At 70.8% G+C, this 23,872-nt stretch carries 23 protein-coding genes; 10 read left to right on the top strand and 13 right to left on the bottom strand.

The features are described from left to right. Nucleotides 1–97: 97 nt before the first annotated feature. A complete protein-coding gene (locus tag ABR737_RS41780; protein ID WP_350256357.1) occupies nt 98–496 on the bottom strand; it encodes an RICIN domain-containing protein in 399 nt (132 codons plus the stop codon). Between the two features lie 45 nt (nt 497–541). Between ABR737_RS41780 and ABR737_RS41775 the strand changes: the two genes are divergently transcribed. Next, a complete protein-coding gene (locus ABR737_RS41775) occupies nt 542–1,075 on the top strand; it encodes a GNAT family N-acetyltransferase (RefSeq protein ID WP_350256356.1) in 534 nt (177 codons plus the stop codon). 206 nt (nt 1,076–1,281) lie between these two features. Here the strand turns inward: ABR737_RS41775 and ABR737_RS41770 are convergent, their stop codons facing one another. Both ABR737_RS41770 and ABR737_RS41765 read right to left on the bottom strand, forming a co-directional pair. Beyond that, the gene (locus tag ABR737_RS41770) at nt 1,282–3,723 is read right to left on the bottom strand and encodes an MFS transporter (protein ID WP_350256355.1); all 2,442 of its coding nucleotides are present in this window, start codon (nt 3,721–3,723) and stop codon (nt 1,282–1,284) included. A 594-nt stretch (nt 3,724–4,317) separates the two neighbouring features. Next, nucleotides 4,318–4,992: a ScbR family autoregulator-binding transcription factor gene (locus tag ABR737_RS41765; protein ID WP_350256354.1), complete on the bottom strand. Its 675-nt coding sequence runs from the start codon at nt 4,990–4,992 to the stop codon at nt 4,318–4,320. 172 nt (nt 4,993–5,164) lie between these two features. On the opposite strand from ABR737_RS41765, the gene ABR737_RS41760 reads away from it, so the two are divergent. Then, nucleotides 5,165–6,148, top strand: coding sequence for a ScbA/BarX family gamma-butyrolactone biosynthesis protein (locus tag ABR737_RS41760; protein WP_350256353.1), 984 nt, complete (start codon nt 5,165–5,167; stop codon nt 6,146–6,148). An 83-nt stretch (nt 6,149–6,231) separates the two neighbouring features. Continuing rightward, nucleotides 6,232–6,996, top strand: a complete 765-nt coding sequence (locus ABR737_RS41755; protein ID WP_350256352.1) for an SDR family oxidoreductase — start codon at nt 6,232–6,234, stop codon at nt 6,994–6,996. Between the two features lie 50 nt (nt 6,997–7,046). Here the strand turns inward: ABR737_RS41755 and ABR737_RS41750 are convergent, their stop codons facing one another. The 5 genes from ABR737_RS41750 to ABR737_RS41730 form a co-directional block, all read right to left on the bottom strand. Next, nucleotides 7,047–7,805 (bottom strand): 2OG-Fe(II) oxygenase, encoded by a 759-nt coding sequence (locus tag ABR737_RS41750; RefSeq protein WP_350256351.1) that lies wholly within the window; start codon nt 7,803–7,805, stop codon nt 7,047–7,049. Between the two features lie 92 nt (nt 7,806–7,897). Next, on the bottom strand, nt 7,898–8,410 hold the full coding sequence (locus ABR737_RS41745) for a methylated-DNA--[protein]-cysteine S-methyltransferase (protein ID WP_350256350.1): 513 nt from the start codon (nt 8,408–8,410) through the stop codon (nt 7,898–7,900). Further along, nucleotides 8,407–9,927, bottom strand: a complete 1,521-nt coding sequence (locus tag ABR737_RS41740; RefSeq protein WP_350257125.1) for an AlkA N-terminal domain-containing protein — start codon at nt 9,925–9,927, stop codon at nt 8,407–8,409. The genes ABR737_RS41745 and ABR737_RS41740 overlap by 4 nt, the downstream gene beginning before the upstream one ends. Nucleotides 9,928–10,081: 154 nt before the next feature. Next, nucleotides 10,082–10,255, bottom strand: coding sequence for a hypothetical protein (locus ABR737_RS41735; RefSeq protein ID WP_350256349.1), 174 nt, complete (start codon nt 10,253–10,255; stop codon nt 10,082–10,084). Nucleotides 10,256–10,404: 149 nt separating this feature from the next. Next, the gene (locus tag ABR737_RS41730) at nt 10,405–10,632 is read right to left on the bottom strand and encodes a hypothetical protein (RefSeq protein ID WP_350256348.1); all 228 of its coding nucleotides are present in this window, start codon (nt 10,630–10,632) and stop codon (nt 10,405–10,407) included. A gap of 190 nt (nt 10,633–10,822) precedes the next feature. On the opposite strand from ABR737_RS41730, the gene ABR737_RS41725 reads away from it, so the two are divergent. Next, nucleotides 10,823–12,091 carry a cytochrome P450 family protein gene (locus ABR737_RS41725; RefSeq protein ID WP_350256347.1) on the top strand — a complete coding sequence of 423 codons (1,269 nt, stop codon included), beginning with the start codon at nt 10,823–10,825 and terminating at the stop codon, nt 12,089–12,091. 78 nt (nt 12,092–12,169) lie between these two features. On the opposite strand, the gene gcl is transcribed toward ABR737_RS41725, so the two are convergent. Then, entirely contained in the window at nt 12,170–13,951 is a 1,782-nt protein-coding gene (gcl, locus tag ABR737_RS41720) for a glyoxylate carboligase (protein WP_350256346.1), read from the bottom strand. Between the two features lie 856 nt (nt 13,952–14,807). After that, entirely contained in the window at nt 14,808–16,034 is a 1,227-nt protein-coding gene (locus tag ABR737_RS41715) for an acyl-CoA dehydrogenase family protein (protein WP_350256345.1), read from the bottom strand. A 163-nt stretch (nt 16,035–16,197) separates the two neighbouring features. Here ABR737_RS41715 and ABR737_RS41710 point away from each other — a divergent pair, with 163 nt between their 5' ends. Then, nucleotides 16,198–16,845 (top strand): TetR/AcrR family transcriptional regulator, encoded by a 648-nt coding sequence (locus ABR737_RS41710; RefSeq protein ID WP_350256344.1) that lies wholly within the window; start codon nt 16,198–16,200, stop codon nt 16,843–16,845. Nucleotides 16,846–16,924: 79 nt separating this feature from the next. Here ABR737_RS41710 and def read toward each other — a convergent pair whose 3' ends face one another. Beyond that, nucleotides 16,925–17,482, bottom strand: coding sequence for a peptide deformylase (gene def / locus ABR737_RS41705; protein ID WP_350256343.1), 558 nt, complete (start codon nt 17,480–17,482; stop codon nt 16,925–16,927). A 185-nt stretch (nt 17,483–17,667) separates the two neighbouring features. Between def and ABR737_RS41700 the strand changes: the two genes are divergently transcribed. The 5 genes from ABR737_RS41700 (at nt 17,668) to ABR737_RS41680 (ending at nt 22,250) form a co-directional block, all read left to right on the top strand. Then, nucleotides 17,668–18,906 (top strand): MurT ligase domain-containing protein, encoded by a 1,239-nt coding sequence (locus tag ABR737_RS41700; protein WP_350256342.1) that lies wholly within the window; start codon nt 17,668–17,670, stop codon nt 18,904–18,906. A 38-nt stretch (nt 18,907–18,944) separates the two neighbouring features. Further along, the gene (locus tag ABR737_RS41695) at nt 18,945–19,673 is read left to right on the top strand and encodes a type 1 glutamine amidotransferase (RefSeq protein ID WP_086716724.1); all 729 of its coding nucleotides are present in this window, start codon (nt 18,945–18,947) and stop codon (nt 19,671–19,673) included. Nucleotides 19,674–19,863: 190 nt separating this feature from the next. After that, the gene (locus ABR737_RS41690; RefSeq protein WP_328381752.1) at nt 19,864–20,889 is read left to right on the top strand and encodes a 6-phosphofructokinase; all 1,026 of its coding nucleotides are present in this window, start codon (nt 19,864–19,866) and stop codon (nt 20,887–20,889) included. 141 nt (nt 20,890–21,030) lie between these two features. Next, a complete protein-coding gene (locus tag ABR737_RS41685) occupies nt 21,031–21,990 on the top strand; it encodes a cytochrome c oxidase assembly protein (protein ID WP_350256341.1) in 960 nt (319 codons plus the stop codon). A 101-nt stretch (nt 21,991–22,091) separates the two neighbouring features. Next, a complete protein-coding gene (locus tag ABR737_RS41680; protein WP_350256340.1) occupies nt 22,092–22,250 on the top strand; it encodes a hypothetical protein in 159 nt (52 codons plus the stop codon). A 149-nt stretch (nt 22,251–22,399) separates the two neighbouring features. Here ABR737_RS41680 and ABR737_RS41675 read toward each other — a convergent pair whose 3' ends face one another. Further along, complete coding sequence (locus ABR737_RS41675) at nt 22,400–22,834, bottom strand: SSI family serine proteinase inhibitor (RefSeq protein ID WP_350256339.1); 435 nt, start codon at nt 22,832–22,834, stop codon at nt 22,400–22,402. Between the two features lie 208 nt (nt 22,835–23,042). Further along, nucleotides 23,043–23,729 (bottom strand): SCO2207 family protein, encoded by a 687-nt coding sequence (locus tag ABR737_RS41670; RefSeq protein WP_350256338.1) that lies wholly within the window; start codon nt 23,727–23,729, stop codon nt 23,043–23,045. Between the last annotated feature and the right edge of the window lie 143 nt (nt 23,730–23,872).

Genomic DNA, 23,872 nt, shown 5'->3' with positions numbered 1-23,872 from the left:
GCCGCTGTCCCTTTCAGTCAGGCAGCCGGGCAGCCGGGTCGCGTTGCCACGATCCGGCTGCCCGGCCCGCAGGCGAGAGCGTGCAAGTGCTCCGGCTCTACCGATCCCGCCCCTCGGCGCGCCAAGCCTGGTTGTCTGCTCCGGTGCACGGCATGAGGCCGACCTCGCGGCGTTCACCGTCGGGCCGGCCCATGTCCTGAAGGCACTTGCCGCTCATGAGGTGCCGGAGTACCACGATGCCGTCACCGATGGGGACCGTGCGCCACTGCTGAGTGAAGCCGCCGTTGCACGCCCACTGCTGCACGCCCGCGCCGTCGTAGGCGCCGTCATGCGGTTCGATGCACCTGTACGAGTAGTGCCCGCCATGCGGCGCTGGTCGAAGCGGTCGCCGAGGGGGACGGCGAGGCGGCGAGCCGCATCCTGCAGACCGAACTCGACGAGACCCTGGCGCAGCTGCTGGGCCACTGACCTGCGCCGCACGGCCCGCGAACGGCACCTGCCGATTACCACCGAGGCCCTGGCATTGGACAGGATGGGCGGCATGACCGAGATCCGCACCCCCCGCCTCATCCTCCGCCGCTGGACCGACGACGACCTCGCCCCCATGGCGGACATCAACACGGACCCGGCGGTCATGCGCTGGATCGGCGACGGCTCCGCCCTGAGCCTGGAGCAGACCGCCGAGGAGATCGAACGGTGGGAGGAGGAGTGGGACGACGAGGGCTTCGGCATCTTCGCCGTCGAATTGCTCGCCTCGGGCGAACTGGCCGGATGCGCCGGTCTGTCCGTACCGGGATTCCTTCCGGAGGCGGCGCACGAGGTGGCGATCAGCTGGCGCTTCGGACGGCAGTACTGGGGCCAGGGCTACGCCTCCGAAGCCGCCCAGGCCGTGCTGGAATTCGCCCTTCAGGACCGCGGCCTGGACCGTGTCATCGCCGTCAACCGGCTCGGCCACGAGGCCTCGGACAACGTCCTGCGCAAGCTCGGCATGGCCTTCGAGCGGGAGGCGACGCATCCGGAGTACGGCCATGCGCTGACGGTGCACAGCATTGATCTCACGGAATACCAGGCCTGAGCGGGGCACGGGGCCCGGGCGCAGCCCAGAAACCGGACCGGGGCCTCTGCGCTCCTCGGTCGGCGTTCGTGCGCACGCGGCGTCGTCGAACGCCGCCGCCCTCCCCCGCCATCTCTCCGGAGTAGGGGCGGGGACGGGGACCGAGGAGGGGACGGAGAAGGAGCCGGGTGCGGCACGCAGCAAGGTGCGCGCACCGCATGCATCGGTCAGCGGGTGGCCGCCGACGGCTGGGCGAGGTCCAGGTCAAGGATCTCGTGGGCGCCGCCGGCGAGGGATATCGGGACGGCGTGCGGCGGGAAACCGGCTGCCGTGAGGGTGTAGTGAGTGCCGCTCAGGTCGGCGAAGGCAAAGACGCCGTCCTGCCCGGTGACGGTGTGCCCCGCGACGGTGCCGTCCTCGACGAGGGTCACGGCGGCATCGCCGAGCGGCCGGCCATTCGGGCCCCGCACCGTGCCACGGACGGTCGCGGTCGGCTGCAGTCGGACGTCCTGCCGATCCGGCTCGCCGCCGGACAGTTCGACGGCACGGGCCTGCGGCTGATGGCCGGGGGCGCTCAGCACCAGGGTGTACGGGCCCGGCGGCACCGTGGCGAGGTCCCAGCTCCCGTCGGTGCCGGAGGCCGTACGGCTCACCACTTCACCACCGGCGTCGGTGAGGACGATGCTCCCACCGGCCAGCGGGGCGCCTTCAGGGCCCCCGAGCAGCACACCGCTCAGCCGGCCGGTGCCCGCGAGTGTCAGATCGATCCGGGTGGAAGCGTCCTCGCCCTGGTACATGGCCGAGGCGGCATAGGGGGTATGGCCGGGCGCGGCGCCCGTGAGGACGTAGGTGTCCGCCACGGGGGCAGCGAGCGCATAGCACCCGTCGGCGTCGGCCGTGGTGACGCCGGACTGGCGCCCCTGGCGGTCGATCAGGGTGATGCTCGCGCCCGGTATCGGGGTACCGGAGGTGTCCAGGACCCGGCCTGCGAAGCCGGGCCCGGTCCCGGCCGGCCCGGTCGTGGTCACCTCGGCCGGTCCGGTCGCGGTCGGCACGTCCGGCGTGGTCGGCACGGCCGCGGCGGCGGCCTCGGCGTCAGCGGCGACCACGCCCCCGGCACCGCTGCCACTGATGACGCCGCTGTCAACGCCGTCATCGCTGACACCGCTGTCCGAGCTCTGGCCCACCAGGGTCGGACGGGATGCCTTACCCGGCGAGGGCAGGAAGGACGCCAGGACGACACCGACGAGGACGGCGGCCGTGGCGATCAGGAAGGAGACCCGGAATCCGGCCAGTGTGGGCACCGTCGCCGGTCCCACGCGCTGGGACATATGGGCCAGCACCATACCGATCACGGCGCTGGACACCGAGGTGCCGATCGAACGCATCAGGGTGTTCAGACCGTTGGCCGCCCCGGTCTCGGACGGGTCGACGGCACCGATGATCAGCGCGGGCAGCGAGGAGTACGCCAGGCCGATGCCGGCGCCGATGACCACCGCGATAATGACGGTCTGCCAGGGGGCGTCCATCAGGCCGATGCCCGCGCCGTAGCCGATCGCTATGACCAGCATGCCGAGCAGCAGCGAGACCTTGGGTCCGCGGCGGGCGGCGATCCGCGCGTACAACGGGGCGACGAACATCATCGTCAGGCCCAGCGGCGCCACGCACAGGCCGGCCACCACCATGGACCGGCCGAGGCCGTAGCCGGTCGACTCGGGCAGCTGCAGCAGCTGCGGCAGCACCAGCGAGATCGCGTAGAAGGCCACACCGACCGTGATCGAGGCGAGGTTGGTCAGCAGCACCTCGCGGCGGGCAGTGGTCCGCAGATCGACCAGAGGGTCGGCGATGCGCAGTTCCATCACGCCCCACAGCACCAGGATCAGCGCCGCGAGGCCGAAGAGACCGAGGGTGGTGGGCGAGCCCCAGCCCCAGTCGCTGCCCTTCGTGATGGGCAGCAGCAGGGCGACCAGACCCGCCGACAGCCCGAGGGCACCCGCCACGTCGAAGCGTCCCCGGGCACGCACCGCGCTCTCCGGGACGACCAGGAAGGTGAGCAGCATCGACAGCACGCCGAGTCCGGCGGCGCCGAAGAACAGGGCGTGCCAGTTGGCGTGTTGGGCGACCAGGGCCGCGGCCGGCAGCGCGAGTCCGCCGCCCACCCCGATCGACGAGCTCATGAGGCCCATGGCCGAACCGAGCCGTTCGCGCGGCAGCTCGTCGCGCATGATGCCGATGCCGAGCGGAATGGCTCCCATCGCGAAGCCCTGCAGCGCCCGGCCCACGATCATGGTGAGCAGGTCGCTGGTGAAGCCGCAGACCAGCGAGCCGACGACCATGACCGCCAGGCTGGTGAGCAGCATCCGCCGCTTGCCGTAGAGGTCGCCCAGACGCCCCATGATGGGCGTCGAGACGGCACCCGCGAGGAGGGTGGCCGTCATCACCCACGTGGCGTTGCTGGGCGCCGTGTTGAGCAGCACCGGCAGGTCCTTGATGACCGGCACCAGCAGCGTCTGCATGACCGCGACGACAATGCCGGAGAAGGCGAGGACCGGGACGATGCCGCCGCGGCTTCTGCGGTGCCCGCCGCCCACGGCCTCGTCGGGTACGAGGGGCGCGGCAGCGGTGCCCGCCGCCCTTCCGGGGCGCTGGTCCGTCGTCATCTGGGTCATACGTGCGGCCTCCAGGGCGGCAGAGGTGAGCGTCGGTGGGAGCGGGGGGTGGTGGTCGTCGTGAGGGCGGCGGAGCAGGGGAAGCGGCGTGAGAGGTGTGGGGCGTCTCCCCGGGTACCGGCACGATCAGGCCATGGATACGTGCATGCCGAACGTTCTATCGCGGCGGTCTATTCCGCGGCACCGGCCGCCTTCTCTCCCCGGCGGCCGTGATCTGCCTCACTCCGCCCCGGTCCTGACTCCCCCTTGCCCCGTTCATCGGGCCTCCCCCGGCCTCGTCTGCGACGCGCGGACTCCGCTGAACCCGCCGAGTCCCAGTGAACAGCACACCACTGACAATTCCGTCCGGCAGAGACGCCGAACGCTTCCGGGCGGCAGCCGCCGGGAAGCTCGCCCACCGCTCCCCGCGCCCCCGACCCGCCCACGCCGAGAGGCGCCGCGGGAGCCCCACGACGCCTCTGACCTGCACCGTTCACACACAGCACTTTCACAGCTCGGCAACCAACACCGCGTGCGCGGTTTGTTTTTGCCTCCCGCCCCCTGCCGGTACCCCACGCCTTCCGGCCGCCGCGCCCCCCGGCCCGAGGCGCCGGATCAGCTCGCGGCGGCACCGATCCCGGCGTTCGCCGACGCCTTTCCTTGCAGGGCGGCGTCGAGTTGTTCACCGCGCTCAGAATCCAGGTTGAGTTTGGCGAGGATCGCCGGAACCGCAATACAAGGGAGGGTGTGCTCGAAGAAGACGGTCAGCCGGCGACTGAGATCGGCCCGGTTGGTAAAGGCCTGGGACATCATCTGCAGCCCGGCGAAGGCGCCGACGAACAGCTCCGCGGTCTCGCGCACGACGATGCTCTCCATCACTTCACCGCGGTCCTTGGCCTCGGTCAGCAGTTCCTCCACGAACACGCTCCACGAGAGCATCGACTGCTTGCGATCGAGGTGGTTGGAGCCCTGTTCGACCGCCAGCCGCGCCGCCCCGCGCTGGATCGGGTCACTGCGCAGCCGGTACGCCAGCACCTGGCCGGCGTCGACGAACTCCTGCAACTTGATCTTCTGCGGCTCGACGGCGATGTCCAGTACGTGCTCATCGAGCACCGCCAGCGCGAGTTGCTCCTTGGAGGCGAAGTGGAAGTACAAGGCGCCCTTGGTGACGCCTGCGCGGTCGAGGACTCCGGCGATGGTCGCGCGGTCGTAGCCGAGGTCGTCAAAGACCGCGGCGGCCGCCTCCAAAATCAGTCGCCGGGTCCGGATCGCGCGGTCCTGTTGTGCCACAGGACGCCTCCTGTCTCTCGTGTTTTCCATGTTCGCATCAGTTAGCTACCGCTCAATTCACCCCTGGGCCAGCCACTTGCTGCAATTCGACGCCCGGCATTGAAAATAAAACCGGATGGTACGTATCTTAACAGCGATGCACCTCTTCCCGTAGAGACGCCTGGGGGCACTCATGAGCAACACGATGCACGTCAGCGGCACGGTTCAACCCAGGGCTCCACATCAGACGCGCTCGAAGGGGAACCACCATGCTGCCGCCGGGCATCACCACGGCCCCCGCGTCCCCCAGGAGTTCGTCCACCGGCCCGTCGCCGACGACATTCTGGTCACCTCATGGCGCCGGCTGGACGACTCCCGCTTCACGCTGACCGCCCAATGGCCGCACGACCACCGGTACTTCACTCCGGCGCATGGCCGCCACCATCTCATCCTCACCGGCGAGACCATCCGCCAGGCGGGGCTGCTCCTGTGCCACACCGAACTCGGCGTACCGGTCGGCCACCACTTCATCCTCGGCAACCTGGTGTACACAACCCACCCCGAACACCTGGCCGTTGGCAGCGGGCCCACCCGGCTGACGATCGATGTCACCTGTAGCCGGATGCGCCTGCGGGGCGGCACGCTCTCCAGCGGCCACTTCAGCATGACCATCCGCAAGGCGGGCCGGATCGTCGCAACGGGGTACTCCGACGTCGCCGTCACCTCCCCTGCCGTCTACCGCCGGATCCGTGGCGAACGGCTGGCCGCACGCCGCGCCCTGGGCCCACCGCCCGCACCCGTCCCGCACCAACTGACCGGCAGCGCCACGGACAGCGATGTCCTGCTCTCCCCCACCGACAGGTCCGGCCGCTGGGAACTGCGCATCGCGCCCGGCCATGGCGCGATGGTGAATCCGGCGAATGACCATATTCCGGGAATGCTGCTGCTCGACGCCACACAGCAGGCCGCCCGGGCGCTGACCGCGCCCCAGATCTTCGTGCCCTACGCCTTCGGCACCGAATTCCACCGCTACGCCGAGCACGGCATCCCCTGCACCCTCGTGGCCCGGCACATCCCGTCCGCGCTCCCTTCCACCACGACGGTCCAGGTCACCGGCTCCCAGGAGGGCAAGCCGGTGTTCGTCTCCACCCTGACCGCACTGGACGCGCAGCATTGAGCGCCCCCTCACGGGCGGGCCATCACACCTCGGTAACCGGCGGCAGCACGCCACCACAGTTGAACGGAAGGCCAAGAACGATCATGGGTGACCTCGAGGGGAAGACCGCACTGGTGACGGGATCCAGCCGCGGCATCGGCCGGGGCATCGCCCAGCGCCTCGCGGAGGACGGTGCGCTGATCGCCGTCCACTACGGCAGCAATGACATCGCGGCCAAGGAAACGGTCGAAAGCATCACGCGCGCGGGCGGCCGGGCCTTCATGGTCGGCGCGGAACTGGGAGTTCCCGGTGACGCCGAAGCCCTCTTCACCATCTTCGACGCCGAACTCGCCGCCTCCGGCGCGGCGCCCGGCCTCGACATTCTCGTCAACAACGCAGCGCAGAACTTCCCCGGGCGCATGGACGCGGTCACCTACGAGGAGTTCGACCGCACCCTCGCGGTCAACCTCAGGGCCCCGTTCTTCCTCATCCAACACGGTCTGCGACGGATGCGTGACGGCGGACGCATCATCAACATCTCGTCGGCGGTGACGAGTACGGCGCACCCGTCGCAGATCGCCTACAGCATGTCCAAGGGCGCGCTGGAAACGCTCACCCACACCCTCGCCAAGGACGTCGGCGCGCGCGGGATCACGGTCAACACCATCGCCCCCGGCTGGGTCGAGACCGATGTGACGGCGGCGCGGAGGGCGACGCCGGAAGGGCGGGCCGCACTGGCGGCCTATTCGGTGTTCAACCGGATCGGCCGCCCCTCCGACATCGCGGACGTCGCCTCGTTCCTGGCCTCGGACGCATCCCGTTGGATCACCGGCCAGCGCTTCGACGTCACGGGCGGCTCGATGCTCTGACCCCGTCGGTGCGGACCTGGGCCGGGCCGGGGGTGCGCCGCGCGGTGCCATCAGGCGTCGTGGAAGACCAGGCCCAGGGAGTGCCGGTGGCCCGAGCGGACGGTGCTCACGCCATGGCGTACGGGGCCCGCCGACCAGCCGCGGGCGGATCGTACGGGGCGGTCGCGGGTGGTGAACACCAGGGCGTGGCCCTGCCGCAGGACGGTGGTGGTGCCGCGGGACTGTGCCCGCGGCCGCTGCTCGACGAGCAGGAACTCGCCGCCGGTGTAGTCGGTGCCCTGCTCGTCCAGGCCGATGACGACCTGGAGGGGGAAGACCATCTCCCCGAAGATGTCCCGGTGCAGCGCGTTCCAGTCGCCCGCCCCGTAACGCAGCAGGATCTGTGAGGACTTGGTCTGCCCGGCGTTGTGGCACAGAGTGAGCCACTCCCCCAGGGTGTCCGGCCAGGGCGCCGGTCTGCCGAGCTTGTCCGCCCAGTCACGGGCCGTCCGTAGCAGGTGCGGGTAGAACGCCTCACGGAGGGCCCGCAACGGTTCGGGCAGCGGGTCGGCGAAGTAGCGGTACTGTCCCGAGCCGAAGCGGTGCCGGGCCATGTCGACGGTCGAGCGGAAGCGGGAGGGGTCGTCGTAGAGCGCGATCAGGGCGCGGCAGTCGGCCGGGCCGAGCAGCCGTGGGGTCAACGCGCAGCCCAGGGTGTCGATTTCCTCGGCCAGCGCCGTCCAGTCGGCGGCCGCCACCCGCTCGGCGAGCACAGTGGGACGGGTCCGGCGCTGGGCGGCCGTGGTGCTCGTAGTGGTCGTGGTGGTCATGGCGTGCTCCATGGAGTCTTCGGACGGGGCGGCTGACGCGGGCCGGGCGGTGCGGGCCCGGCCCGGCCCGGCCCGGCTGCGGCAGGGCGCGCTCAGCGGGCGTCCGGCGCGTCCCTCTCGATGCCGAGCAACTGCCGCTTGAGTACGGGCCCGCCCGCGTATCCCGACAGGGATCCGTCCGCGGCGATCACTCGATGGCAGGGCCGGACGACGAGCAGCGGGTTCGCGCCGATCGCCGTGCCGACGGCGCGCACCGCACCCCGCGCGGCACCGATCCCGGCCGCGATGGCCCCATAGGTGGTCGTGGTGCCGTACGGAACGTCCTCCAGGGCCTGCCATACGCGCCGTTGGAATTCCGTGCCCCGGGTGTCCGCGTAGGCGATGCCGAAGCGGGTCAGCCTCCCGTCGAAATAGGCGCGGAGCTGGCGGGCGATCTCGGTGAAGGCATCCGGGGCGTACGTCCAGCCGTCCTGGACGGTCGCGCCGCCCTTCTGGCCGGGCACGCTCAGCGAGGCGAGCGATGTGCCGCCCGGTGCGGTGGCCGATTCCTCGCCCACCAGCAGGAGTTCGCCCAGGGGGCTGTCGAGGGTGGTGTAGAGCGTCATGGTCCTGTGCTTTCCGTGGTGGAGGGGCGAGGGCGTGCCGGTTCGCTGACCGGCACGTTCCAGAAGTGGTGCATGGCGTACGAGCGCCAGGGGCGCCAGGCGTCCGCCCGTGCGGTCAGGTCCGCCGTCGGGGCTCCGGCCCGGCGCATGCCCGCCAGGACGGCCACATCGCCGGTCAGCAGCACATCAGGATCCCCGAGGGCGCGCATCCGGATGTAGCCGGCCGTCCACGGGCCGATGCCACGCAGGCCGAGCAGCGCGCGTTCGGCTTCGTCCCGGTCGGCTCCGGCGTCCAGGGTGACCGTGCCGTCGGCGAGCGCGGCACCGAGGGTGCGTAGGGTCGTCCGCCGCGATTCGGGCATCCCGAGTTCGGCGAGCGAGGCATCCGCGAGGGCGTCGGCGCGGGGGAAGAGGTGGGTGAGCGCACCGGACGGCTCCGGCAGCGGTTCGCCGTACGCAGCGACCAGCGCGCCGCCGAGAGTACGGCCGGCCGCGACCGACACCTGCTGGCCGAGCACGGCACGGACCGCGAGCTCGTCCGGGGCGGCGGCGCCCGGGGAGCGCAGGCCGGGATGCCGGCCGACCAGCCGTGCCAGGACGGGATCCTCGCCAAGCCGCTCGGCGACCGCGTACGGGTCCGCGTCCAGATCGAAGAGGCGGCGCACCCGCTGCCCGGCGGTGGTGAGATCGCGCAGTTCGGTGAGGTGCAGCCGGCAGTTCAGCCAGCCGCCCCCGGTCGCCTCGTCGACCTCGGCGATACCGGTACCGTGCGGCAGCCGCAGAGTGCGCCGGTAGGTGCGGGCGCCGGGCTCGCCGCCGACCTCCTCGATACCGGTGATCGCGCGCCGCTGGAGGTGATCGAAGAGCTGCCCGGCCGCATACGGGCCGCGGAAGGCCAGCCGCAGCGGCAGCACCCCGGGGGTGGCGCGCGAGGCCAATGGGGCGCCTCGGGCCGCTTTCCCGGGACGGCCGGCCCGCAGCTCGCCCGGCGTGAGCGCGTAGATCTCCTTGATGGTGTCGTTGAACTGGCGCACGCTGGCGAAACCGGCGGCAAACGCGATCTCGGCGGCCCGTAGGCCGGTGGTCTGCAGCAGGACCCGTGCGGTGTGGGCGCGTTGTGCCCGCGCCAGTGCCACGGGGCCGGCGCCGAGCTCGGCGTTCAGCTGTCGCTGCACCTGCCGGGCGCTGTAGCCGAGCCGCGCCGCCAGCCCGGCGACCCCCTCCCGGTCCACCACACCGTCGCCGATCAGCCGCATCGCCCGCCCGACGACATCGGCGCGGGCATTCCACTCGGCCGAGCCGGGCACCGCATCGGGACGGCAGCGACGGCAGGCGCGGAAGCCGGAGCCCTGGGCGGCCGCGGCGGTCGGGAAGAAGGCGACATTCCGGCGCCGGGGGGTGGTGGCGGGGCAGCTCGGCCGGCAGTAGATCCCGGTCGTGGAGACCGCGAAGAAGAAGGCGCCGTCGAATCTGGCGTCCCTGCTGCGCACCGCCTCGTACCTGCTGTCCTCGTGCATCACAGGGTCCACTGTGCAGCAGGCCGGGCGAGGGCGCTGGCGGAAATCGGACGGCGCGTTCGGGGGCCGGGCAGACCGGTCCGAGGCCGGACCGGGAGACCGGACCGGGAGACCGGACCACGAGGGCCGGCCGGGCAAAGATGCGGAGAACCCCCTAGGACGCCGCCGCGGCCACGACCACCAGGATCAGGAGGATCACGAATGTCTCCCAGCGCATGGCCCTTCGCAGGACACTCAGATCCGTGGAATGCGCCGACCGGCCGTGCAGCACGGAGCTTCCGCTGTGCGCACCGCCGTCGTCGTGGCCGCTGTCCCCGTCGTCGCTCACGCCCTGCTCCCGTTGCTGCCGCACCTTTACGAACCGGCAGCCCGGAGGCCGCCGTTCGCCAGCCTACGTCCTTCGGCCACGGCGGCTCGATCGCCCGTCGTACCGCGCTCAGGGGGCGGAGAGCGGCGGGGCACGCAGTCGGCAGCGGCTCAGGCCGGCGGCATCGGCCAGTCGTCCAGCGAGCCGCCCCGCCATTCGACGAGCCCGGGGTCGTCCAGCGCGATGTCCTCGGCCGGGCCGGCGACGCCCGCGCGGCGGAGGAATTCGGCGACATCACCGCGGCCGTGGGCCAGGCCCACGATCTGCCCACGTACGGTCACCCGTCGGCCACCGGAGGGGGTCGGCGGGTGCACGATGACAGGCGGATGCTCGGACATGCATCCAGCGTGCGCCGGGCTTTCTGCTCACGCACGTCGGCGGCCGCCATGAGCGGCAATCCTTGCCCCTGCAAGGATTCACCAAGGGACAGCCCTTAGGCTGGCCGGTGGCCGGGGCCGCAAGGAGACCGCTCCACAGCGCACCGGGACCGACCTCCGCGACGGGATCAACGGGATCATGAGGCCGACCGTGAACAGCCCCTTGGACTCCGCCGAGTTCTCCCGGGACCCGTATCCGCTCCTCGCCGCCCTGCGGGCGCGCGGCCCGGTACATCGGGTACGTACGGACAACGGCCGTACGACCTGGGTCGTCACCGGCTGGGCGGAGGCGAGGGCGGCGCTGGCGGATGCCCGGCTGTCGAAGGACACCGCCCGCTACTTCGCCGACCGGCCCGGCAACCGCCGGCTGGCGCCCGCCGTCAGCCGCACCATGCTCGCCACCGACCCTCCGCACCACGGCCGGCTGCGGAAGCTGGCGATGAAGGCGTTCACTCCGGCGGCCGTGGCACGTCTGGAGCCCCGCATCCGCGCGATCGCACAGGAACTGGCCGGCGCACTGGCCGCGCGCGGGTCGGCGGACCTCGTCGAGGAGTTCGCCGTGCCACTGCCGATCACGGTGATCAGCGAGCTGCTGGGGGTGCCGGCCCCGGACCGTGCGGCGGTCCGGAGCTGGTCCCATGACCTGTTCGCCGCGGCGGCCCCGGACACCGTGGACCGTGCGTCGCACGCCCTCAGCGACTACATGACGCGGCTGATCGCGGCCCGGCGCGAAGCCCTCGGGGACGACGTCCTCAGCGGCCTGATCGCCGCCCGGGACGAGGCCGACCGGCTGTCCGAAGCCGAACTCGTCTCCCTGGCCGTGCTGTTGGTGGTCGCAGGTCACGAGACCACCACCCATCTCATCGGCAACGGCATGGTGGCCCTGCTCCAGGACGACGCGCTCCGCTCCCGCCTCCGGGCCGACCCCGGTCTGCTCCCCGCCGCGGTCGAGGAATTCCTGCGCTACGACTCCCCGATCACGCTCGCGACCTTCCGCTTTGCCACCGAGCCGTTCGAACTCGGTGGTGTCGGGATCGGCGAGGGAGATGTGGTTCTGGTGTCTCCCGGAGGCGCCAACCGCGATCCGGCGCGGTTCGTCACGCCGGACGAGGTACGGCTGGACCGCCACTGCCATACGGAGCCATGGGACGCTTCCGGCCCTCCGGACCGCCCCCGCTGCCCCCGGCCGGAGGAAAGCCCGGGCCCCGACCGGCCGGGCGGTCATCTCTCGTTCGGGCACGGCCCGCACCACTGTCTCGGAGCGCCGCTGGCCCGCCTCGAGGCCCGCATCGCCTTCGAGGTACTGCTGACGCGTTTCCCGGGCATCCGGCCTGCGACGGACAGCTGGGACGCGCTGGAGTGGCGTCACAGCCGCCTGATGCACGGGCCGGCCCGCCTCCCGGTGGTCCTCGGCCCGTGACCGGCCGGGCCGGTGCCCGGCCTTGAGCGGCTTGCGTCAGGCCTTGAACAACCCACGTCAGACCTTGAACGGCCTGCGTCAGACCTTGAGCGGCTTGATCGCGGTGGGCGCATGGTCCGGCTCGGTGGCGATGTCCTCCCACTCCTGGACACTGGCGATATCGCTCCCGCTCATCGAGATGTTGGTGATCCGCTCGAGGATCGCCTCGACGACGACCGGGACGCGGTGCTCGGCAGCCAGCTTCTTGGCCTCCTCGAAGGCGGCGCCCAACTCGCTCGGATCGGTGACGCGGAGGGCCTTGCAGCCCAGACCCTCGGCGACCTTGACGTGGTCCACGCCGTAGACGCCCAGCTCCGGGGCGTTGATGTTCTCGAACTCCAGGTTGACCTGGAAGTTGAGGTCGAGGTTGCGCTGCGCCTGACGGATCAGCCCCAGGTATGCGTTGTTCACCAGGACATGCACATACGGGATCTTGTGCTGGGCGCCGACGGCCAGCTCTTCGAGCATGAACTGGAAGTCGTAGTCGCCGGAGAGGGCGACGACCGGCGTCTCCGGGTCGGCGGTGGCCACCCCCAGCGCGGCCGGGATGGTCCAGCCGAGCGGGCCGGCCTGGCCGCAGTTGATCCAGTGGCGCGGCTTGTAGACGTGCAGCATCTGGGCGCCGGCGATCTGGGAGAGGCCGATGGTGCTCACATAGCGGGTCTCCGGCCCGAAGGCCTTGTTCATCTCCTCGTAGACACGCTGCGGCTTCATCGGGATGTCATCGAAGTGCGTACGGCGCTGGAGCCGGGCCTTGCGCACCTGGGTGGACGCGGCCCAGTCGGTACGGTCGGGGAGCCGCCCGGCGGCCTTGTGCTCCCTGGCCACCTCGACGAACAGCTGCAGCGCGGCCTTGGCGTCCGAGGCGATGCCGTAGTCCGGGGCGAAGATCTTGCCGATCTGGGTCGGCTCGATGTCGACATGGACGAACTTCCGGCCTTGGGTGTAGACGTCGAGCTTGCCGGTGTGGCGGTTGGCCCAGCGGTTGCCGATACCCAGGACGAAGTCGGACTCCAGGAAGTTCGCGTTGCCGTAGCGGTGCGAGGTCTGCAGGCCGACCATTCCGGCGTTGAGTTCGTGGTCGTCGGCGAGGATTCCCCAGCCCATCAGGGTGGGGACGACCGGGATCCCGGTCAGCTCGGCGAACTCGACCAGCAGCTCGGAGGCGTCGGCGTTGATGATGCCGCCGCCGGCGACGATCAGCGGGCGCTCCGACTCGTTGAGGAGCCCGAGTGCCTTCTCGACCTGGGCGCGGGTCGCGGTCGGCTTGAAGGCCGGCAGCGGCTCGTACGTCTCGGGGTCGAACTCGATCTCCGTCAGCTGGACATCGATCGGCAGGTCGATCAGGACCGGACCTGGCCGCCCCGAGCGCATCAGGTGGAAGGCCTGCTGGAGAACACCGGGGACCTGCGCGGCCTCCATGACCGTGGTGGCGGCCTTGGTGACCGGCGTGGCGATCGCGGCGATGTCAACGGCCTGGAAGTCCTCCTTCTGGATCACGGCGGTCGGCGCCTGGCCGGTGATGCACAGGATCGGGATCGAGTCACCGATCGCGGAGTAGAGGCCGGTGATCATGTCCGTGCCGGCCGGGCCGGAGGTGCCGATGCAGACGCCGATGTTGCCCGGGTGGGTCCGGGTGTACCCCTCGGCCATGTGCGAGGCGCCCTCGACATGGCGGGCCAGCGTGTGGTCGATCCCGCCGACGCCCTTGAGCGCTGCGTAGAAGGGATTGATCGCGGCACCCGGCACTCCGAAGGCGTGGGTCACACCCTCCCGCTTGAGGATCTCCACCGCGGCACGAGCGGCTGTCATTCGAGGCATCGAGTTACTCCTGCGTCGACCTGTCACGGGCAAGCTCCAGCGGAGGGCCGGAGGGGCAAACTTCCACATCACGGAAAGAATGTTTTGCTTTACGGAAGGAACGTAGAGCGCGGCGCCCCACCCGTCAAGGGGAGACCGGGCACCCGGCACGGAAGGACGGCGATGCGGAGCGGGCGGGGGCAGGCACGGGGGCGGGCGCGCGGTGACGGACCACAGAGACGCGGACAGCAGGCAGCAGGCAGCAGGCAGCCATACGACCAGCCGCCGCACGGCGCGACGAGACGGAGCCCCACCGCAACTCCCTTACGGCGGGGCTCCCTTACCGGAGGCAGTGATTACCCCTTACGGCAACCAGCCCATTCTTCGAGTTCTCGCGTGCCGTCATTCCGCAAGGGCGGCGACGGTTACACCGGGTAGCAATGCACCGTCGCACCCCGAGAGCTGCGGCGACGCTATAGGTTTCACCAACTCAAGACGCGACAGTCACCCCCGTCGGCAGTCACACCAACGACCTCACCGGCACCCTCACCGGCATCCACGTCAGCAGACGCACCGGCGACGACAAGCCAGACAGCAACCACTGGTTGAACCTTGGATGAGTGCTTTTCGGTACTTCTCGGCCACGCCCTCCGCAGGCCCCGACCCCGCCGCACACACCGCACACCGCCCGGGCGCACCGGGAACCCCGACCCATCCCCGACCCGCCCCAGCCCCTCCCCGAATCCCGATTCGATCCCCCGGAATCGCCCCGAATAGCATTCCGGAGCCCGCCAGAAACAGCACACAAAAGCCCCGCCCGACGACCGGGCGGGGCTCACGCAAAACACAACTCCACGCGCCTTGCGGCACGTACACCTCAGCGGATCGGCATTCCCGAAACCGTCCGGGCAATCACCAGTCGCTGGATTTCGCTGGTGCCCTCGAAAATGGTGTAGATAGCCGCGTCCCGATGCATCCGCTCGACCGGGTATTCGCGGGTGAAACCGTTGCCGCCGAGGATCTGTACGGCCTGGGCGGTGACCTTTTTGGCGACCTCGCTGGCGAAGAGCTTGGACATGGAGCCCTCGGCGGAGGTGAACGGCTTGCCGGCCACCGCCATCCAAGAAGCGCGCCAGACCAGCAAGCGGGCGGCGTCGATCTGGGTGCGCATATCGGCGAGCTGGAAGGCCACGCCCTGATTGTCGATGATCGGGCGGCCGAACTGGGAGCGGGTCTTGGCGTACTCCAGCGCCTCTTCGTAGGCGGCGCGGGCGGTGCCGACCGCCATCGCGCCGACGGCCGGGCGGGAGGCCTCGAAGGTGGCCATGGCGGCGTTCTTCAGGCGCTCGCCACCGCTCTTGGCCTTCTCACGGGCGCGGGCGAGCCGTTCGTCCAGCTTCTCCTTGCCGCCGAGCAGGCAGTGACCGGGAACCCGGACGTCCTCCAGGACGACCTCGGCGGTGTGCGAGGCGCGGATGCCGTGCTTCTTGAACTTCTGCCCCTGGGAGAGACCGGGGGTGTTCGGGGGGACGATGAAGGACGCATGGCCCTTGGAGCCGAGTTCCGGGTCGACGGCCGCGACGACGACGTGCACGCCCGCTATCCCGCCGTTCGTGGCCCAGGTCTTGGTGCCGTTGAGCACCCACTCGTCCTTGGCCCCGTCGTAGACCGCACGGGTGCGCATCGCGGCGACGTCCGAGCCGGCGTCCGGTTCCGACGAGCAGAAGGCCGCGACCTTCACATCGTCGACATCGCCGTACATCTGCGGGATCCAGGTGCCGATCTGCTCCTCGGTGCCGTTCGCGAGCACGCCGACGGCAGCGAGTCCGGTGCCCACGATCGACAGGCCGATGCCGGCATCCCCCCAGAACAGCTCCTCCATGGACATGGGGATACCGAGGCCGGTGGGGTCGAAGAATTGCTGGGCGTAGAAGTCCAGCGAGTACAGACCGATCTTGGCGGCTTCCTGGATGACCGGCCAGGGGGTCTCCTCGCGCTCGTCCCATTCGGCGGCGGCGGGGCGCATGACGTCCGCGGCGAAGCCGTGAACCCAGTCACGGACTTCCTTCTGCTCGTCGTTGAGCTCCATGGTGAACTCGGCCATGTCCCCTCCACTGCTGCCTGGCATTACTGTTGTTACTAGCGGTAACCCGCAGTGTGTTACTCGTCAGTAGGAGATGTCAACTCCCCTGAGAACGAATTCGCCGTGGAGATCGGGTGTTACGTTGCGCGAGCGCCACGGATTCACAAGGGTGGGGAGCACGACCATGGAAAGCACCAAGCACAGCGGCCGCCAGCAGACGGCGACCGAGCGCAGACGGCGGGAGTTGCTGGAGGCCGCCGAGCGCATTGTGCTGCGCGACGGCCCGGACGCATCGATGAACGCCATCGCCGCCGAGGCCGGCATCACCAAGCCGATCCTCTACCGGCACTTCGGCGACAAGGGCGGCCTGTACCGCGCCCTCGCCGTACGGCACACCGATGCCTTGCTGGCCAATCTGGCGACCGCGCTGGACGCGCCCGTCCTGCGCCGGGACCGGGTCGAGGCCACCCTCGACGCCTACCTGCTCGCGATCGAGGCGCGGCCGCAGGTGTACCGCTTCCTGATGCACCCGTCGGACGGGGACAACGCCTCGGAGTCCGGCTTCGACGTCGGGCGGCACTCCGCACCGCTGCTGCGCCGGCTCGGCGAGGAGCTGGCCAAGGTGATCACCGACCGGCTCGACCTGGGGCCGGGCGGCGAGCTGACGGCACGCGTATGGGGCCACGGCATCGTCGGCATGATGCACGGGGCAGGCGACTGGTGGCTGCGCGAACGCCCTTGTTCACGCGAGCAGTTGGTCACCCAGCTGGCCGATCTGCTCTGGGGCCAGCTGGCCGCGGTAAAGGACCGTGAGGGCGGCCCCGGGTTCTGAGCCGTGGCCTTCGAGCCCTGGCAGCCTCCGTCCCGGCTTTTGAGCGCCGGAGGGTGAGACGACGGTGGCGCCCGGCCGTTCAGCGGCCGGGCGCCGCCGTCGCGGCCCACGGGGCCCTGGCCGCCGCGCGCAGCGCCCGGCGGCGGCGCAGCCCGGTGAGATGGTCGACGTACAGCCCGCCGTCGAGATGGTCGCACTCGTGCTGCAGGCAGCGGGCGAAGAAGCCGGTGCCGGTCACGGTCCTGGGCTCACCGGTGACACTGAACCCGGTCACGACGGTGTGGTCGTGGCGCGGAGTGCCCGCCTCGATACCGGGAAGCGACAGACAGCCCTCGGGCCCGCGGATGACCGGGCCGTCGGTCTCGACGAGCCGGGGGTTGACGAGATGCCCGAGATGGCGGCGGTCCTCGTCGTCGGGGCAGTCGTAGACGAAGACCCGCAGCGGGACGCCGATCTGATTGGCGGCGAGGCCCACACCGTGCGCGGCGTACATCGTCGCGTACATGTCCTCGACCAGCCGGGCCAGCTCGCCGTCGAAGGCGGTGACCTCCCGGCAGGGCTCGGTCAGGGCGGGGTCGCCGAGCAGGCGCAGCGGGCGGACCCGGCCGGAAGAGCCGGGGATGGTGCGGTCGGGCATGGGGGTAAGAGTACGGTCCGGCGCGCCCGGGATGTCGCCGGACGGGTGGCGGGGTTCGGGCCCGGGGCCGGATCTCGATAGGCTGATCCCCGACCGAAGCCTCGGCCGGTCATCGGCTGCGGAGGAAGCGTTCCACCGGCAGCCTCAGGGCAGGCGGGCGCCGGATGCAAGGAGGATCAAGGACGATGGCAGGCAACACGGAGCCGCTGTCGCCGCGGGCCAAGCTGGCCGTGACGGCGGGCAAGGCCGCGGCGGCGGTGTCGCGCGCGGCGGGCCGCGGCAGCGGATCGGTGATCGGTGGCCGGGTGGCGCTGAAGCTCGACCCCGACCTGCTGGCGCGGCTGGCACGGCACTTGGACGTCATCCTGGTGTCGGCGACCAACGGCAAGACGACCACGACGCGACTGATCGCGGAGGCTCTGCGGGCCAGTGGGCCGGTGGTCTCCAACGCGCTCGGCGCCAACATGCCGGCGGGTATCACCTCCGCGCTGGCCGGTGGATCGGACGCCAAGTACGGCGTCATCGAGGTGGACGAGAAGTACCTCGCCGGCGTGGCACGCGATGTGACGCCGAAGGCCATAGCGCTGCTGAACCTCTCGCGCGACCAGCTCGACCGCGCCGCGGAGACCCGGATGCTGGCCGAGCACTGGCGCGAGGGGCTGTCCGGTTCCAAGGCCCTGATCATCGCCAACGCGGACGACCCGCTGATCGTCTGGGCGGCCTCGTCGTCCGCGAATGTGGTGTGGGTCGCGGCCGGGCAGGAGTGGAAGGACGACGCCTGGTCGTGCCCCTCCTGCGGTGGTGTGATGCAGCGCCCGGGCGAGGACTGGTTCTGCGCCGAGTGCGGCTTCCGCCGGCCCACGCCCAGCTGGGCGCTGTCCGGCGACCATGTGCTCGATCCGCACGGCAGCGCCTGGCCGATCAAGCTGCAGCTGCCGGGGCGTGCCAACAAGGCGAACGCCACCACGTCCGCCGCGGTCGCCGCCGCCTTCGGGGTGCCGCCGCAGGTGGCCCTGGAGCGGATGTTCTCGGTGCAGGCGGTGGCAGGCCGCTATGACGTGGTCACGTTCATGGAGCGGGAACTGCGGCTGCTGCTGGCGAAGAACCCGGCCGGCTGGCTGGAGACGTTCTCGCTGATCGACCCGCCGCCGACCCCGGTGATCATGTCGGTGAACGCCCGCGGCGCGGATGGCACGGACACCTCCTGGCTGTGGGACGTCGACTACACCCGGCTCGCCGGGCACCCGATCTTCGTACTCGGCGACCGCAAGCTGGACCTGGCGGTGCGCCTGGAGGTCGCGGGGCTGGACTTCCATGTGTGCGAGAGCCTTGACGAGGCGGTGGGGATGGCGCCGCCCGGACGGATCGAGGTCATCGCCAACTACACGGCCTTCCAGGACCTGCGCCGGCGCGTGGGCAACTGAATGCGGTGCACCGACGTGAGGGACAAGGACGAGCGAGCATGAGTGACAACAGCCTGCGCCTGGTGTGGATCTACCCGGACCTGCTGAGCACGTACGGCGACCAGGGCAACGCCCTGGTGGTGGAGCGGCGGGCGCGCCAGCGCGGCCTGGACGTCCAGCGCCTGGACGTCCGGTCCGACCAGCAGATTCCCACCTCCGGCGACATCTACCTGATCGGCGGCGGTGAGGACCGGCCGCAGCGCCTGGCGTCCGAGCGGCTGATCCGCGACGGCGGGCTGAGCCGCGCGGTCTCCAACGGCGCGATCGTCTTCTCGGTCTGCGCCGGGTACCAGATCCTGGGTCATGAGTTCATCAACGACCTCGGGGAGCGGCAGGAGGGCCTGGGGCTGCTGGACGTGGTCAGCACCCGCGGCGAGGCCGAGCGCTGTGTCGGTGACGTACTCGCCGACATCGACCCGCAGTTGGGGCTGCCGCCGCTGACCGGCTTCGAGAACCACCAGGGCGTCACGCACCTGGGCAAGACCGCCCGGCCGTTCGCCAAGGTGCGGTTCGGCAAGGGCAACGGCGTCGGCGACGGCTACGAGGGCGCGTGGAACGACACCGTCTTCGGTACCTACATGCACGGGCCGGTGATGGCGCGCAATCCGCATATCGCGGATCTGCTGATCAAGCTGGCGCTGGATGTCAATGCGCTGCCGCCGGTCGAGGACCGCTGGTACGAGGCGTTGCGCCAGGAGCGGATCGCCGCGGCGACCCAGCCTGCCTGATCTCAGTCTCTCCCGGTTCGGGCGTTCGTCGATATGTGACATCCGCCGGAATTCGACCCCTTTCCGTACGCCCGCAGTCCGCACTGCGGGCGTACGTGTGCCCGGCGGCCCCGCGCTTGTAGGGTGAGCGGAATCCAACCGGACGACGGGGTCCGGGCCCCCGGTTGAGTTGCAGAGGGTTTTTCGAGCAATGCGTATTGGTGTACTCACCTCCGGCGGCGACTGCCCCGGTCTGAACGCCGTCATCCGCTCCGTCGTCCACCGTGCCACCGCCGATCACGGCGATGAGGTGATCGGTTTCCGTGACGGCTGGAAGGGCCTGCTGGAAGGCGATTACCGCAAGCTCGACCTCGACGCCGTCGGCGGCATCCTGGCGCGCGGCGGCACCATCCTGGGGTCCTCGCGGGTGCAGCCCGCCCATCTGCGCGACGGTGTGGAGCGGGCCCGCGGCCATGTGGCCGAGCTGGGCCTGGACGCGATCATCCCGATCGGCGGCGAGGGCACGCTGAAGGCGGCGCGGCTGCTGTCCGACGCCGGGCTGCCGATCGTCGGCGTCCCGAAGACCATCGACAACGACATCGCCGTCACGGATGTCACCTTCGGCTTCGACACCGCGGTGGGCGTCGCCACCGAGGCGCTGGACCGGCTCAAGACCACCGCCGAGTCGCACCAGCGGGTGATGATCGTCGAGGTGATGGGGCGGCACACCGGCTGGATCGCGCTGCACTCGGGCATGGCGGCCGGTGCCCACGCGATCGTGGTGCCGGAGCGGCCCTTCGACATCGACGAGCTCACCGCGCGCGTCGCCGAGCGGTTCGAGGCCGGCAAGAAGTTCGCGATCGTGGTCGTCGCCGAGGGCGCCAAGCCGCGTGAGGGCACCATGTCCTTCGACATCGGCGGCAAGGACATGTACGGCCATGAGCGGTTCGCCGGTGTCGCCCGGCAGCTCTCCGTGGAGCTGGAGGACCGCCTCGGCAAGGAGGCCCGTCCGGTGATCCTCGGGCACGTCCAGCGCGGCGGCACCCCGACCGCGTACGACCGGGTGCTCGCCACCCGCTTCGGCTGGCACGCCGTCGAGGCCGCGCACCGCGGCGACTTCGGGATGATGACGGCGCTGCGCGGCACCGACATCACGCTGGTGCCGCTGGCCGAGGCCGTGGAAACGCTCAAGACGGTGCCCTCGGAGCGCTACGACGAGGCCGAGTGCGTGCTGTGACCCCGCTGACCTCGGCGCGATAGTTTCGTGTGACACGAACCGTCCCCGGCCACTGCACCGCTGTGCGGCCCTGCCGCGTGGCCCGGCCGGGGGCGGTTCTAGTCTTGTCGCGGAGCATTGGTACGAATCAGGAGCGAGCGGATGGATCACAGCGGGCACGGCATGGACGGCATGAACATGGATCTGCCGCCGTTCACGCTGTCGCGGGGCCTGGAGTTCGGCGGTGATCCGTTCTTCCTCGTCGGCTGTCTGCTGGGACTGGGCCTCTACGGCTGGGCGGTGATCCGGCTGCGGCGGCGGGGGGACGCCTGGCCGGTGGGCCGGACCGTCGCCTGGGCGCTGGGCGTGGTGACGGTGGCCCTGGTGATGTGCACCAAGCTCAACGACTACGGCATGGCGATGTTCAGCGTGCACATGGTCCAGCACATGGTCATCAGCATGCTCTCGCCGATCCTGCTGCTGCTCGGGGCGCCGGTGACGCTGGCACTGCGCGCGCTGCCGACCGCCGGACGCGGCCGCAAGGGGCCGCGCGAGCTGCTGGTGGCGCTGCTGCAGAGCCGCTACCTGCGGATCATCACGCACCCCGCGTTCACCATCCCGCTGTTCATCGCGAGTCTCTACGCGCTGTACTTCACACCGCTGTTCGACTTCCTGATGGAGTCCCGGGCCGGGCACATCGGGATGATGGTGCACTTCCTCGCGGTCGGCCTGGTGTTCTTCTGGCCGATCATGGGCGTCGACCCGGGACCGCACCGGCCGGGCCATGTGATGCGGATCCTGGAGCTGTTCGCGGGCATGCCGTTCCACGCCTTCTTCGGTATCGCCCTGATGATGGCCAGCGAGCCGATGGTGGACACCTTCCTGCACCCGCCGTCCTCGCTGGGGATCGAGGCGCTGTCCGACCAGGCGGCGGCCGGCGGTATCGCCTGGGCCTTCAGCGAGATCCCGTCCGTCGTGGTGCTGATCGCCCTGGTCTTCCAGTGGCGCAAGTCCGAGGAGCGTCAGGCGCAGCGCGCGGACCGGGCCGCCGACCGCAACGGCGACAAGGATCTGGCCGACTACAACGCCTACCTCGCCTCGCTCCACGCACGGAGCCGATAGCGAGCGCACCGCTCTGGCGGTACGGGCCGCGGCCGGGGACGATGGTCCCATGGCCGCGGCCCGTGGCATGACGTACCGGGCCGCAAGAGGAGGTTGCGGGTATGCCCGGATCTGCTAGGACGATGGCCGTGTGCACGGTGGGCGGACTGGTGGTGGCGACCGCCTACACCGTGGCGATGGGCGCCAATGGCTGGCTCTGGTTCTCCTGGGTGGTGCTGGCTCTGGTGACGGTCGGCATGGTGGCGTCGCGGCCGGTCTGATCCGCGCGGCGCGGCCGGTCTGATCGCGTAGTGGCGCATGGCCGGCCCGATCGGCGTGCCGGCGGCGCGGCCGGTCCGAGCCGGTCGGTGCGGCGGGAAGAGCGGGCGCACCGCCTGGGAGGCGCATCACGCACCGCCTCCCGGGCGCGTCAGAAGCGGAACAGCGGCCCGGTCGCGGCGTCCATGGTGCAGGCGTTGGGAAAGGCCTTGTGCCAGTTCACCGGGACGCCGTGCCAGGTGCCGATCGCGGAGGCGGTCATCGGGTCGTACTCCCTGGTGCAGGCCTGCGGGTGGCCGGGCAGTGCGTCCAGGTTCCCGCGCGCCCAGGTCAGCGCGTCGCAGGCGGCGGCCGCGTGCGGGTGTCTGCCGTGGATGTCCGGGCAGGTGAGCCGGACGCCCCGGCTCCACGTGTTGCCGGCCCCGGACACCGTCAGCAGCAGGCCCTGGTCGGCGGCCGGCGGTTCGTCGGCGTGCGCCGGGTCGGCGGAGAGCGTGCCGAGCAGGGCGGCGGACAGGGCGGCGAGCGCGGACACGCTCACGGTCACGGTGGTCCGGATGGACCGGCGTCGAGGGCTCACGGGCATCGATGTCTCCTGGGAAGCTCGGTGGTGTCGCCTGCGGGAGCCTGACGGCGACGCGTGGCGCCCGGCGGCCCCAGGCCACCTCGCCGGGCCCCGGCGGGCAAGCGGCCACGCCGCGAGGTCGCCCGTACGGACCTTCGATTGCCTCCCCGGAGACAAGGGTGGCCGGCAGCGGAGGAGGCGGCTCCGCTGCCGGCCACCCGGACCGGGATTACCCCACACGCTCGATCCGGGCGTTGCGGATCAGGAACTTCCCCTCCTCACGCACCTGCTCGAAGGCCGCGTTGTTGAGCAGGGCACAGCTGCCCGAGGCCGAGGTCACGGAGACCGTCGTCGACTTCTTGTTGTCCAGGTTGGTCACCTTCAGCTTGGTGCCGACGGGGAACTGGTCGCTGGATGCGGCCGGGGCGCCGCCCTCGCCGGAGAGGGTCACCGTCGAGCCGGCGCAGACCACATCGCCGTCGGCGGCCGGCGGATCGTCCGAGGCCGGCGGGGCCGCGGATGCGGAGGCGTCGCCGGAGCCGGACGGGTCCGCCGATCCCTGCGGCACCTTGGAGGCGGGTGGGGCGCCGGCGGGCGGCTCGTTGCCCGTCGGCGGAGCGCCCGCGGCGTCATCCCCGCCCTGCCCACCGGAGCAGCCGGCGGCCTTCTGCTTGACCTGGATCTCCTTGATCACGGCCTGGCGGTTGGCGATCCGTGCCGCCGACTGGGCGTCCGGGTTCGCCTGCTGGTCGGCGATGAACTTCTCGTTGTTGCTCAGGGCGGTGGCCAGTCCGTCGCACGCCACGGAGGCCTGGCTGGTGCCGGCGGTGGCGATGGCGATGCCGCCGACCAGCGCGGCGGCGCTGACACCGATGACGATCTTCTGACGCGCGCCGACTCTCTTCTTCCGGGACATCTCTGACTCCTGTCCTCGGCCTGGACCCTGGGTTCAGGCTCGCTCTCCGGGCAATACGGCGAGTCAACCTCCGTGCATTCAAAGTGAGTTGAAAGTTGTCCACGGATGCCAAAGCGGCTGGCGGAAGGAGACGAGGGGCTGCG

Origin of the sequence: Streptomyces sp. Edi2 (genome assembly GCF_040253635.1) — a bacterium.
Lineage (GTDB): Bacteria > Actinomycetota > Actinomycetes > Streptomycetales > Streptomycetaceae > Streptomyces.
The sequence above is the reverse complement of the archived record's forward strand: the minus strand, read 5'-3'. Positions and strand labels throughout refer to the sequence as shown.